Source organism: Neobacillus niacini NBRC 15566, assembly GCF_001591505.1.
GTDB lineage: Bacteria > Bacillota > Bacilli > Bacillales > Cytobacillaceae > Neobacillus > Neobacillus niacini.
Genome location: NZ_BCVA01000042.1, coordinates 1 through 14,218, shown reverse-complemented (window position 1 = coordinate 14,218; position 14,218 = coordinate 1). Strand labels below are relative to the sequence as shown.

10 protein-coding genes are annotated in these 14,218 nt (G+C 36.0%); 2 read left to right on the top strand and 8 right to left on the bottom strand.

What is annotated here, in order from left to right; translation table 11 throughout:
• Positions 1–33: 33 nt before the first annotated feature.
• The 3 genes from BANA01_RS22795 to BANA01_RS22785 are packed head-to-tail and all read right to left on the bottom strand — an operon-like array spanning position 34 to position 3,319.
• Positions 34–1,821, bottom strand: coding sequence for an alginate lyase family protein (locus BANA01_RS22795; protein WP_052106384.1), 1,788 nt, complete (start codon positions 1,819–1,821; stop codon positions 34–36).
• Positions 1,803–2,165: a heparinase II/III family protein gene (locus BANA01_RS22790; RefSeq protein ID WP_052106385.1), complete on the bottom strand. Its 363-nt coding sequence runs from the start codon at positions 2,163–2,165 to the stop codon at positions 1,803–1,805. Before BANA01_RS22790 ends, BANA01_RS22795 begins: the two co-directional genes overlap by 19 nt.
• Positions 2,166–2,194: 29 nt before the next feature.
• Positions 2,195–3,319, bottom strand: a complete 1,125-nt coding sequence (locus BANA01_RS22785; RefSeq protein ID WP_034675585.1) for a glycoside hydrolase family 88 protein — start codon at positions 3,317–3,319, stop codon at positions 2,195–2,197.
• Between the two features lie 408 nt (positions 3,320–3,727).
• On the opposite strand from BANA01_RS22785, the gene BANA01_RS22780 reads away from it, so the two are divergent.
• The gene (locus tag BANA01_RS22780; RefSeq protein WP_052106386.1) at positions 3,728–4,507 is read left to right on the top strand and encodes a hypothetical protein; all 780 of its coding nucleotides are present in this window, start codon (positions 3,728–3,730) and stop codon (positions 4,505–4,507) included.
• A 27-nt stretch (positions 4,508–4,534) separates the two neighbouring features.
• Positions 4,535–7,225 carry a polysaccharide lyase family 8 super-sandwich domain-containing protein gene (locus BANA01_RS22775; protein ID WP_052106387.1) on the top strand — a complete coding sequence of 897 codons (2,691 nt, stop codon included), beginning with the start codon at positions 4,535–4,537 and terminating at the stop codon, positions 7,223–7,225.
• Positions 7,226–7,337: 112 nt separating this feature from the next.
• Here BANA01_RS22775 and BANA01_RS22770 read toward each other — a convergent pair whose 3' ends face one another.
• From BANA01_RS22770 to BANA01_RS22750, 5 genes are all read right to left on the bottom strand, one after another.
• Entirely contained in the window at positions 7,338–8,924 is a 1,587-nt protein-coding gene (locus BANA01_RS22770) for a response regulator transcription factor (RefSeq protein WP_063254854.1), read from the bottom strand.
• Positions 8,925–10,649 (bottom strand): sensor histidine kinase, encoded by a 1,725-nt coding sequence (locus BANA01_RS22765; protein ID WP_034675600.1) that lies wholly within the window; start codon positions 10,647–10,649, stop codon positions 8,925–8,927.
• 159 nt (positions 10,650–10,808) lie between these two features.
• Positions 10,809–12,152 (bottom strand): ABC transporter substrate-binding protein, encoded by a 1,344-nt coding sequence (locus tag BANA01_RS22760; protein ID WP_052106389.1) that lies wholly within the window; start codon positions 12,150–12,152, stop codon positions 10,809–10,811.
• Positions 12,153–12,275: 123 nt separating this feature from the next.
• Positions 12,276–13,109, bottom strand: a complete 834-nt coding sequence (locus tag BANA01_RS22755; RefSeq protein WP_034675606.1) for a carbohydrate ABC transporter permease — start codon at positions 13,107–13,109, stop codon at positions 12,276–12,278.
• A 15-nt stretch (positions 13,110–13,124) separates the two neighbouring features.
• Entirely contained in the window at positions 13,125–14,069 is a 945-nt protein-coding gene (locus BANA01_RS22750; protein WP_052106390.1) for a carbohydrate ABC transporter permease, read from the bottom strand.
• Positions 14,070–14,218 lie beyond the last annotated feature (149 nt).

Below are 14,218 nucleotides of genomic sequence, written 5' to 3'. Positions count from 1 at the left end.
CCTTTTCGGTTAAATCTTTCCCTCATGCTAGTACTATTTAATGAGAATCACTTCTTCCTCTATACCTTTTCTTTTGATGAGAACAATCTCGCCAAATATCTGAGTCCCGTCAATACAATAAGACATTCGGTGTAGGGAAGGCTTTTTATGACATACGATAATTAAATGCTCCTCTTCCAGATGAGGTAAAAAAATTCTAAATGCTTGTGCATCTTTCCGATCAACGATGTCTCCAAACAAATCATAAACTTCAACTGTTTTCACAGATGGGATATCTTTTTCGGCTGGTCTTTGTGGATATATAAGCTGCATCAAAGCCGTCGGGCCAGTTGATTTGGTTTCATAGTGAACACTGATGTTTTTTTCAAACTGATTGTATTCATACGAGATATTCCCCTCCTTCATTACAGCTGTAACTGTAGTTGGGCTAATCGGAATGAGATGGAGATTTGCTTCATCTCTATTTACTGTAAAACAGCTTTTTGTGGATTTTTTCAACTCGATTTCACCAGGTGAAAATTGAAAGCTCTGGGAAAAGATATGTTCACCTTTACAGTCAAACTCATCCACCAGCAGCCAGTAATACGGCTTTACAAAAACAATTCTTCTTCGGGTATAAACCGGGTCGTCTAAATGAAGGTAACCATCATGACTGCCTTCTACATAATCAAACTGTTCATTGCTAGTCCACTTCGTCATGAGCGGGACTGCAATCCTACCAAAGCCCCAAGTGTCCTTACATTCCGTAAATTCTACTCCATCCACGAGAGAGGTATTATGAGCCTTGGCACTATTTAATTCCCTTCTTAAGGGATAACGATCGCTATAATTAAATCTGCCGGGGTCTGTTAAAAATTCTTTTCCGTAGGCATGAACGTCTATATGAAAAAGATCCGAGTGTCCATGGCCGCCACCTAACTGTCCACAGTGAAAATACAAATATAGGGCATCTTCTTCCCAACCGGAGCGCATAAAAAAGTTCCCAGAATCCTCAAATCCAACGGAAAGATCTGTTGGTTTCTCAGCAGGAAGCTTATCGTAAATGTCTATACCCTCTAACCCAAACTCCCAAAAGTTCTCAAAATCGATTGCTGGGAAACCTCTGAACTTTAAAAAGGGATCCCTTAATAGGATAGCCGCCCGAGTAAGAATATCCCTCAGGTCGAAACTGTCACTATCCCCCTTCATCGGCTGATGATGATTAGGTTTAGCCATGAAAACATCTGCATAAGCCATTTTTCTTGCTGCCTCTATTATTAATGGATCGATATCAATTCCATTGTTTTTACTAAGGTGAACCGTTTTTAAATAACATAAAAGAACTTCGTTATGATACATTGGTGACTGCTCCCAATGCATACCATCTTTCATAATTTGGAGACGTGCAGTCTCCTTTAATCGCTCTAAACTTAGATTTTGCCAAATGCTTGCCTGATTTAATTCGTGTAAAAAAATTGATAGTTCAAATAAAGCTTTGTTCTCAATGACACCCCAGTTACTAATCGCTTTCCAATTCGAAAATTCATCGGCAAGATATTCAGCATGTTCATATAGAGAAAGAAGCATTTTTTCAAAAATCTCGGTAGTAAAATGGGGACTATTTTTAAAATAATCATAGGCTTTTATCCAGTTGCCGCTCCTTATGCCTGCATCAATGGTTCGCCATGTCAGGGTAGTCAAATTTGATTGTTTAGGATTGGAATCAATCCAGTCCGAGAGCAGTTCACAGAAGCTTTTAGCATACCGTTCATCCCCTGTTAATAGGTATGCTTGACCAAGCGGAATAAAAAAACGATGCCTATTTAACACATATACGTCCATTCAGGATCTTCAGATGGGATATAGGTCCAATCGATTTTTCCTTTGAATGTGACAGGAATATTTGACCGTTCCATATCCCATGCTTCTTGAAATACAATCACCCGATTGACTACTTGTTCAGCTACAGCCCATACCCGTTCAACGGCTTCTGGATAATGCTTGTTTACCTGTTTCACAAGACCTTCTATTTCATGATGGTGAAAATAAAGCTTGGGATTGACTCTATTTAGAAAATAACTATGATAGAAACGAAGAGAGTCCCTGAGTTTGTACTCCTTAAACGCCTGCTTTACAGGCAGAAGAATAGGATTGTCTAAATTGAGTAAGTTTATCAGTGTGCTCATTCGATTTATCCCCCTCTGTTTGTGGATAGTTATTCGTACCAATATCCTTTATGATTCTTCTCTAAACGCATTAAAGCCTCAAGATAAAAGTAATCTCCCCATATCATATAATCATCGATTGCGAGATTCCCCCGAACATGATAGGAACCATGTTTTAGGAGCCCTTCCGCATCTTTTTCATTAATCGTTGAGTAGTTTTCTACAAGTGATTTCATCATCCTTTGAATCGCTGCTTCAAAATATGCTGCGTTTGGATCGTCTTCCTTTAAATAACGGATTATTTCGATAAGACCACACACAGCAATGGATGCGGCTGAACTATCACGAGGTGTATTGTCATTAATAGGCGCATAAAAGTCCCAATAGGGAACATAATCTTCTGGTAAATGTTCAATAAAATATTTCGCCATTCTTTTTGCTGTTTCTAAATAAACTAATTTTTTTGTAGAGTGATAGGAAAGGGCAAATCCATAGATTCCCCAAGCCTGGCCGCGTGTCCAAGTCGACCCATTTGTATATCCTTGGTGGGTTGCTCCTCCGATAGGCTCACCTGTTTCTTGATTAAAGAAAAACGTATGATAAGAACTATCATCACCGCGAACAAGATAGGTTCTGCTTTTTTCCGCTTGAGCTTCCGCAACATCACGATATTTAGGATCCCCTGTTTGTTCACTAGCCCAATAGAGAATTGGGAGATTAAGCAGACAATCAATAATGATTCGTCCGCCTTCTATTTCATCGTTTTTTAGCCCCCACGCCTGCAAATACTGACCTTTCTCACGCCAACGGCTAAGCAGCTTATCTGCAGCCTGCAAAGTTAGTTCTCTCGCTGATTCATTTTTTTGTATCATCCATTGGGCTTTGGAAGAAAGCGAATACAAAAACCCAATGTCGTGATGATTGAGAACAATATTGTTATTTAAGCGTTTTTGAAAGCTTTCAACCGTTTTTTGTGCCTTGACATTAAATATTGGATCATTAGAATATTCATAGCACATCCACAGCATGCCTGACCAAAAGCCATCTGTCCAATCGTCATTATCGTTTAACTCATATTTTTTACCATCCATGCTGACATGCGGGAATAACTCACCGAAACGGTCAATATTCTTTCTTGTTTTTTTAACTGCATCTTCAATCGCTAATTTCCACATGAATACATTCTCCTAATCTTTTAGCCTTAATCAATTCCTAAACTATATCTACTAGCCTTTTGTTTTTAGTCTAAAAGAAAAAGAAACAAAGAAATATGTCTGATTTACAGTAAAATGTGCACAATTTTTACCTCGAAATTTCATTTAGGTTCTACCAACATGTTTGGTGTCAAAAGATTCTGTCAAAATTCTTCTCTTATGGGTAAAAATTTTCATCCATATGTTACTAGATTAAGTACTAACATTAGTTATTAACCGGTTACTAGGAGGGGGTCATGAAATTTTAATTTGTTTTACACCAAAGCTTTTTGCAAAGGAGGCAGATAAAAAAACTGGATGTTACATTGACTTGTGTTGATAAAAAGAGTTAATAGGAGCAGTATTAATTTTTTTCGAGGAGAGGAATTAATGAGGAAAATATTAAATTTAGTATTGGTTATCTGCTTAATCGTACCTTTATCTATACCACTTATTGAAAACGCTGCCATCGCAAACAGTGAAACACCTTCTAATCTAAATTCCGATGTCAGCCTTGAAGAACTCTTAAAAAATAATGAGTTAGACGAAAGTGAAGCTGCAGGGAACTTTGCTTCTATGTGGGAAAATGGACAAAAGCCAGCCAATTGGGATTTGCGTAATTGGGCAAACTCAGGGGGCGCAAACCCACAGGCAAAACTCATCCAAGACCAGGAAAAAAATATGGTTCAAATAGATTTAAATAAGACCGTAGGTTTTTTCCAATATTATAGTTCCATCCCTGTAAATCCAAACAGTATCTATCATTTTAATGCCAAAGTCAAAACAAAGGATATTCAAACACCTCATAGCTCGAAAAACGCAGTTACTCTTCGGGTAGAACAATTAAAGGATAGTACCGTTTTGGCAAGAAATGATCTTGCATTTATTAAAAATCACAGCGGGGAATCTGATTGGGTGAACTTATCCGGATCCATCACGACACGCAGTGATACGAATCATGTCAGAGTGATTCTTATTACGGGACAAGTATCAGCAGGTAATGGCTCAACAGGAACCATTTGGGTGGATTCTTTGAGCATGAAACCTGAAGTTGTTTCACTCGAAAGTATTACCATGGCCCCTGAATCTCTCGCTATTCCTAAGGGAGAGAGTTCTGAACTTAACTATACCCTTAATCCTAAGAACACAACCTTCCAAGAAGTTGAATAGTCCTCAAGTAATGAAGCGGTAGCAAGTGTGGAGAATGGAAAGGTTACTGGCCTTTCCAGTGGTGATGCCGTAATTACGGTTCGTTCTAAGAACGATCCCACCATTAATGCCACAGCCACCGTTACAATCTTTGAAGGAGATATCCCTGTAACAGGAATCTCTTTAGATCACAGTCAGGTTCGTCTAAATGAGGGCAATGGGACAATTTTAACTCCAACCATATCACCTTCTTATGCAAGCAACCATCAGGTAGTCTGGAGTTCTTCGAATGAAAACATTGTAAAAGTCAATGGTGGAGTAATACAGGCTTTGCAGCCGGGGAGTGCTGTCATTACAGCAACAACAGTGGATGGAAACCATCAAGCCTCCGCTACTATAGTAGTAGATCAGTATGAAGAAGACGAATACGATCAGATGAGAAAGAAATGGGCTAACTATGTTATTCAGAATACCTATATTGATTTAGCTAACCCTCTGATAAAACATAAAATTGACAAACTGTCAGAAGATGCGAAAGTACTATGGGCGAATATGAATAATAGTGCAGACCGGACATACATCTGGGAGAATGCATCCAGTAATACAAATTCTGCAGATGTAACAACCAATTTTAGAAATTTAAAGACATTAACTAGTGCCTATTCCACGAAAGGTTCCGAACTGCAAGGTAATCCGGAACTTTTGAAAGATATCATCAAGGCATTGGATTGGATGGTCGAAAACCGTTATAACGGTAACCACTATAACAATTGGTGGGATTGGCAAATTGGTTCGCCACAACTTCTCAATGATATTACAGCCGTATTATATGAATATTTAAGCGATGAACAATTAGCCGAATATATGAATTCCATCAAAACTTATGTTCCAAGACCAACCCATTATTATGGAGTAGGCGGAGCAACCTGGATTGTTGAAGCAACAGGGGCAAATCTTGTTGATTTAACAAAAGTCGCAGCAGTCCAAGGTATTATTTCGAAAGAAAAAGCAAGAGTTATCGCCGGCCGGAATCATTTCCCATTGATTGAAATAAAAAAATCAGGGACAGGAAACGGACTCTATTCTGATGGTTCATTTGTGGACCATAACAATATCGCCTATACAGGAACATATGGTGTTGTACTGATAGGATCTATGGTAGATATGATTTATTTGTTGGACAATAGTTCGTTTACATTAAATGAAGAAGATTTAAACAATATATACGACATGATTTTGGATGCATTTCAACCGGTTATTTATCGCGGACTAATGATGGATATGGTAAATGGCCGTGCCATCTCAAGAGGAAATGTCCAAGATATCGGCCATGGCACCGGGGCAATGGAGAGAATCATTCAGTATATGGAATTTGCACCAAAGGAGTATAAGTCAAAGTTTGAAAGCATGGTGAAATATTGGATATCTTCCAATGATTCCGTCAACCTGATTGAACGCTTCAGTCGTATTCCTGTTATTACCATGGCAAATAAGATTATGAATGATTCTAGTATTCAGCCAAGAGGAGAACTAATCGGCCACTATAACTTTGCGAACATGGACAGGGTCGTTCATAGAAGACCGGGATATGTTTTTGGAATTAGTATGTACTCTAACCGGATTGGTGCCTATGAAGGAAATATGAATGGTGAAAACACAAAAGGGTTTTATACCGGTTCAGGCATGACCTATATATACAATAATGATTTACAGCAATATAGCGGTGATTTCTGGCCAACCGTTGATTCCTATCGTTTGCCAGGTACTACGGTTGATGCAACAAAACAACTGCCCGTAGGCGCAGGTACAGGAAAGACTTCCCCTCAATCCTGGGTTGGCGGCAGTACAATCGAAGGGCTATATGGGACAAACGGAATGTTCCTAGACCAAAGTATTTACGGTATGACCTTAAAAGGGAAAAAATCATGGTTTATGTTTGATAATGAAATCGTTGCACTTGGGTCGGATATTCAGAGTAATGACGGACGTCCAATTGAAACCATTGTCGAAAATAGAAAGTTACTAGACAATGGAAATAATGCACTGTATGTCGATCATCAACAAATGCCATCTAAACTGGGCTGGACGGAAGAAAAAGAAGGCGTTAACTGGGCACATTTAAGTGGAAATGCAAAAGGAAGCGATATTGGCTATTACTTCCCAGAAACCGCTGACGTAAAATTCCATAGAGAAGCTAGAACCGGCTCTTGGAAAGACATTAATACAACTGGCTCAGAACAATTGATCACAAGAAACTATATGAAAATGAGCATCAATCACGGAGTAAATCCTAATAACGGAACCTACTCCTACGTTCTTCTGCCAAACAAATCAAAAGAAGAGACGGCGAAATACTCAGAGAATCCAGACATTAAGGTTTTAGCTAATAGTGAAAAAGTTCAGGCTGTAAAAGAAAAGAAATTAAACATCATTGGTGTTAACTTTTGGGAAAACGAAAAAATAACCATTGATAAACTTACTAGCTATCAGAAAGCATCAGTCATGTTCAAAGAAATACCGGGTAATATGATTCAAATAGCGGTAAGTGACCCTACTCATAAGCAGGATATTATCGAGATAGAATTAGATTATAATATTAAGTCTTCTATCTTTGTAGACCCTAGAATTCAAATACAGAAAATCAGTCCAGCTAAAACCAAGCTGGTGATTGATGTTAGAGGAGCAATGGGTCAAAGTATAACAGCAGGGTTCAGCCTAAATAATAAACCTTGGGACTGAAAAGATGTGGCACCTCACATTAATTTTACTTAACACCCGCACGCACATTCTACTTGGTTAATCATTACAGAAAAAACAGGCAACTTCCCAAAGGGAGTTGCCTGTTAATATATTAATAATGTATCTTTGCTCGATACTCTCTCGGTGTCATTTTCGTATACTTTTTAAATACTTTCGAAAAATAGGTTCGATCTGAATAGCCGCATTTTATGGCAACCTCTTCTACTGATTCTCCCGTTTGTTCAAGGATTTTCGCGGCAACACCGATTTTAAATCGATGAGCATAATCTGTAAAGTTTTCGCCGGTTAATCGTTTAAAATAACGGGAGAAGTAACTCGGATTCAAATATAAATGGGCGGCCACATCTGTAGAGGTAACATTTTCCGAAAGATTCTGAACAATATATTGGTCAATCTCTTGTAACTTTGGCTCGCTGCTGCGTGCTCTACCTTTGTTACTATTCGATAGTATAAGCTGTGTAAGCTTGTTTTCTATAAGTCTTACTACATCACTTAGTCTAATGCACTCCTCAAGAAACGAATAAAACTCTTCATTTCCCGTTTCAGTAAACTGTAATTCAATTAAACGGATTCTCCGTGCCATTACCTTTTTCAACTCTTCAGGGTCAAGTTGTTTTTCTAAGGCGGTTTCAGTGATATTTGAAAGAATTTCATTAACTTTATTACTGTCTTTTTCTTTTACAGCAATAACAAGTTCATTCATTTCATTATCCAGCAGCCGGCTGATGGGGCAAAAAGCACGTTGTTTGGTCTCCTTATCCCAATTCAAAATCGGTATAGTATTATAAAAAAAACGATATCGATTGTGAATCATCTGTTGGAAAACTAATCCAACATTTTTTATCTCATACGATTGACGGTAATAGATAAAAGAAATCTCCAGACCTAACAATTCAATTATTTTCTCTTGTATCTCCATTAATAAAGATTGAATATACCGATGATGATCAAATTTTATATTTTGGCGAAAGTTGTAAACAAAAACAATGGATTCTTCCTCATTAAAGAATGTGAAACCATGATATTTTTTCGCAATATCACAAGCGATATTATAAAATCCATATTTAATTATCGACAGATCTTGGAAGGAATACTTTTCCATAAATGTTGATAAGGATAAGTGGCCCGTCCCTAAAATAAACGAAGGATATTGCCAACTAATATCAAGTTTGTTTGCAAACTGGATTAACATTTCCGGTGCATCTCTTTTAATAAGACGGTCGAATAACGAATGTTTCAATATTTCAATGTTCCGGTTGAGTATCTCCTTATAGGATAAACCTTCTACACTAACAGACGATTCTATAATTTTATTAATAGAATTTTTCAAGCTTTCTTCGAGCTGCTCTTTCGTTAACTCATCCTTAATCAAATAATGATCGGCATTTAACTGAATGGCTTTTTGCGCATAATGGAAATCCTCATGGCAGGTTAAAAAAATCATTCTAACATCTGGTTTGATTTGTTTAAATTCCGCAGCTAGTTCAAGACCATTCATTTGTGGTAATCCAATATCCGAAATCACCAAATCAGGTTTATACTGTTTAAACATTTCTAAGGCTTTTACACTTGAATAGGAAGTGCCTACAACATTTAAGCCATGTTCGTCCCAATCGATTAGTTGTTGCAGATATTTAATCATTGGTACATCATCATCAACCAGCATAATATTAATCATCTATTTCTCACCTTCCTTATCTGTACCAAACGGAATTTGAATAACAATCGATATACCTCCATTTTCATTTTGCTGCAGTTCAATATCGGTATTGGAACCATAATAAAGCTTTAGTCTCTTAGCAATATTCATCAAACCAACTCGATTATATGAAGTTTCTTCCTCATCAATCTTTAACATTTTATTTAACTCTAAAAGTTGATTTTCACTCATCCCTTTTCCATTATCACTTATCATGATTAAAATCCATTGATCCTTTTTGCTGGCTCGGATGGTTATTTCTCCATCTGTTTTTTCTGAAAATCCATGAACAATGGCATTTTCTATAAAGGGTTGAAGTAATAATTTCGGTAAGCTACTATCTTTAACTTGATCCTCCACTTCAACTTTCAATTGTACATTCACTTCTGTTCTCATCTTCATGATTTCTATATAATAAAATAACAGTTTGCATTCACTTTCAATCGTAGATGGTTCATCTATTTTCATATAAGCTCTTAATAAACTCATTAAGGCGTTTATTTTTTCAGCATGTTCATTGTCATTATTTATAAATAAGCTGCATTTGATAGAATTTAAGGTGTTAATCAAAAAATGCGGCCGTATTTGAGCGAATAATGCCTGAAGTTCTATGTTCCTTTTTTCTTCTTGTTCTTTTTCAATCTTTTCAATTAACCCTTTTATTTCATCTAACATATGATTAATGGTATTGCCCAATTGGTTGATTTCATCTCTGCCGTCAGGGATGTACCGGACATCGTGTTTTCCCTGACCAAACTGGGTAGCAACAAAAGACAATCTCTGAATAGGACGATTAAGTCTTCTAGCAATTAATAGTGAAATGAATAAAAAGATAAAAAAGAAAAGAGCAATTAAAACCGAACTTAGTAAAAAGTTTTTGGTAATTTGTCCTGTTACTTCTTCAGCAGAGGTCTCATGAATAAGCTTCCATTTTGAAATCGGTATTAGAATTTCGTCTCGAATGTCTCCGCTTTTCTGTTCCCCGCCCTTATATGATATTGCAGGGTCCCCTTCAATCAACTCTCCATTCTCATCAAATAATGCTAGTTTACCAGTCTTGGCGGATTGAAATAGTCGTTTAAAATATTCATTCGAGATGCCTATATTTAATGTCGCTAAAGGTGCACCATTTTGGGGATGTTTAATAACACGACTAAAGTAGTAATAAGAGTCAAAATCTTCATTCAAATAACTAACCGAACCCAAGGATTGTAAATGACTGGTCTGATTAACATCTATTCGACTTTGAAACCGATTCCAATGATCTTTCAAAACTGTTAAAGAAGCGATTTTACCTGAGATACCATCAGAATAAGGAACGATAAATTCTTTATTATTAACTAAAAACATATGAATATCCGAATTTAACATTTTAATAGATATATAATCAAAGGAAGTGACAACCTTCTGATAGTTATCATAGTCCCGATACCTCTCTATTTTTTCTGTTTCGCTAAAATCACTAAGAGTCCGGATAGTTTCATCATTTTTTACATAAAAATGAGTAACATAATTTAAATCATCAACTATTTTTGTGATATCTTTGGAAACTAAATTCAATACAGAACGATTGGATAGTTGTATTTTTTCTATTACATTATCCTTTGTTGTTTTATAAGACAAAATTGCAATAACCAATACTGGGAGCAGGATTAATATAATAAATGATGACTGTATTTTTTGATAATAGCTTAATTTGTTCATATCATTCCTGCCACCCTTTTAATAGACTAAGATTAAAAACGTTTACAATTATTATTTTACAACAAATTAGTTAAAAAATCGGGTTAACCATTATTAACCTCAATTTAGTTTTTAAATGGAAGAAAAGGCCCTCCACCTGAGAGCCTTTTGTAAATACATTTATTTTTCGTTTTCTTTTATTACTTTATTTGCTTCATCTGCCATCCACTTTTGAACTTCTTTTGCAGATTTATCTTCAAGGATAAACTGACTAAATCCATCACCTAAAATTTTATCTAATTCTGCTGCGTATGTGATGGAAACATCAGATGCCGGTAAAGCTTCCGTACTGTCAAATAAAGTAGACATTAGCGAATCTACATCATAATAATCTTCTTTACCTGCAATCCATTTTTCAACTAATGGTTTCGCATCTTCTTTTTTCCAACCTGGTAACTCTGTTCTTGCGTCTGTTAAGTTTGTAGAAATAAAACGGGCAAATTTAAATGCAGCTTCTTTGTTTTTTGAACTTTGACCAATGGCTAAATAGTTACCGCCCATATAAATTTCGTTTTTATCACCTTTTGAATGAACTGGCACTGGTGCAAAAGCGGTTTTGAATTCATGAGGAAACTGCCCCGTATTACCGGTATCTGCAATCATCCATGTACCAGTTAACAGCATTGCTGCGTCGCCATTAAAATATTCTGTCCGGTAGTTTAATTTCGCCCCGATTACATCTGCGTAAGGTTTAATAGATTTATCTGTTTTCTCCATTTGACGTCTTAGATTAAAGAAATATTCATAGGAAGGATCAGTGAAATTAGTTTTACCATCTTCGGTCATAAATGGATGCTTTAGGTGCACCTGAGCAATTGGATTCGCATATAATCCCCAATTATGGAAGTATGCTCCATACTGTTTTTCAGTGCCTTCACCCTTTGTTAATTTTTTAGCATATTCACTAAATTCATCCCATGTCCAACCTGCTTTAGGGACTTCAAGACCCGCCTCATCTAAAGCTTCCTTATTAAGTAGGACAAAATTGGTTGATATATTGTTTAAAATTCCATAATACTTTCCATCATACTTAGGATTAACATAATATTCTTCTTCTGGATTTAGCTTATTTTCTTTATATAGGTCATCAAGTGGTGCAACTACACCTTGCGCAGCACGTTGGTAAATCGCGTCGATGTGTGGAGTCATAAAGACATCAATAGATTCACCTGAGGCCATTAATACATCCAGCTTTTTTAGCGTTTCAAGAGAATTCCCCGGGACAAGCGAGACATGTTCCACATCAATATTTGGGTTCTCTTTTTCAAACTGTTCAATATATTTTTCCGTTGAAGCCTGCATTACCTCATTATCCCAGTTGTAATACTTAATGGTTACTTTTTCGTCTTTAGGTTTTTCACTCGTACTTGAATTTGACTCTGAACTGCCTGAACACGCTGATAGTAGAGTCATTGCTAGAAATGCGGTACTTAAAGCTAAAGTGGCTTTCTTTTTTAATTTCATTTGGATCCCCCTCTATTTTTATAAAACCGTTTACATTTCAAATTATACTTCTTGCTCTTTTTTCTTTACGTGCACAATTTGATACAGTTTGTGCACTTTTTTTACTAGTTTCATTCTCACTTCTTAACCTTTTACACCGCCAAGAGCAATCCCTTTAATCACTTGCTTTTGCATAATGATAAAAATAATAACAAGTGGAATAATAGCAGATAATGAAGCCATCATTAGAACCGCAAAGTTATCCGCATAGTCATCCTTAAATAATTGCAGTCCTAAGGTAATTGGATAAAGCTCTTTATTAATTAAGAAGATCAGTGGACCCTGATAGTCATTCCAAATCCAAATAAACTTGATAATACCAGCTGTTGCTAAAATTGGTTTGCATAACGGCAGAATTAATTTCCAATAAATCGTAAAGTATCCTGCACCATCTAATTTTGCCGCTTCAATATATTCATTGGAAATTCCAAGCATGTATTGCCTCATTAAAAAGGTAAAGTAGATTGAGAATAACCCCATCAAGATTAGACCTTCATGAGTATTATAAAGTCCAAGCCATTTTATCAAAAGAAACCTTGGTACCAATGTTGCTTGTTCCGGTATAATCATGAAACTAAGAACAAGTGCAAAAACGAAATCCCTGCCTTTAAATTGCAGCTTACTAAAGGCAAACGCAGCCATAGAAGAAAAAATTAGTGTCGACAATGTTTGTATGGTAGCTAGTTTTATAGAGTTAAAATAAAACTTATAAAAAGGAATTTCAGCCATCCAAACCGCTTTGAAGTTTTCAACTAGATTCCAATCTTTCGGAATCCACTGAATAGGAAATACCATTACATCTTTTTCAAATTTAAATGCTGCCGACATCATCCAAATTAATGGAACGAGGAAAAAGAATGATAATACTAACATACCAATTGTGAATAAAATCTTACTAAAATCAAGCTTTTTTTTCATTTTAATTCCCCCCCATTAATAATGTACAAATCGTTTTTGCAGTTTCCAGCTAATTAATGTAATGATTCCTACTATGATAAACAGTAACCATGAGATCGCTGATGCATATCCCATATTAAATTGTTGGAATCCTTCTTCATAAATACGGAATACAATTACGGTTGAAGAGTTATTTGGCCCTCCTTGGGTTAAAAAGGCAATCAAATCAAATACCTTAAACGAACCAATCAATAATGTGATAAATAAAAAGACATTTGTTGGTCCAAGCAATGGAAGTGTTATTTTAAAGAATTGTTGAAGTTGTGAGGCGCCATCGATACTTGCAGCTTCATATAATTCTTCTGGAATACTTGATAATGAAGAAAGGTAGATAATTATTTGATAACCAATTCCCGCCCAAATCGTAATAATGATGATTGAAATTAAAGAGGTTTTCGGACTTGCTAACCACATCGGTGGATTTTCGACCCCTAATCCGGCTAAAAATTGATTAATAGGACCAAGGGACGGATGGAATAGTGCACTCCATACAGCACCAATTGCTATAATTGATGAAATATAAGGAATAAAAAACGCAATTTTAAAATAACTAGACATGTAGACTTTGGTATGAATAATGACCGCTAATATAATCGCAAGAAACATTCCAATTGGAACAGTGAAAATGGTAAATAAAAAATTATTCCTTAATGCCATAATAACTTTTTCATCTTGAAATAATTTAAGGAAATTATCGAATCCAGCAAAGTGTATGGATGACAAGCCACCAACTAGATTCCATTCAGAAAAGCTGAGAACAAGTGAAAATATAAGTGGAAATAAATAAAGTAACAAGATTCCAATAATCTCTGGTAATAGGAACAGCCACCCAAATAAACTTTCTTTTCTCCGGCCTGTCCAAAATATTTTTTTGTGAACATAATTTACTGGTACACTCGATTTGATGACTTTATGTTCCACGAACGTTGCCTCCTTTTTTTATTTATGTTTCAACTATAATGGTTAAGCGTTCTTTGATTAATTAACGATTCTGACAAAAATGTGCAATATTTTTACCTCTCTGGATTTCAAAAGCAACCAAAATGAAAACCCAAGTGAAATTAGTTCAC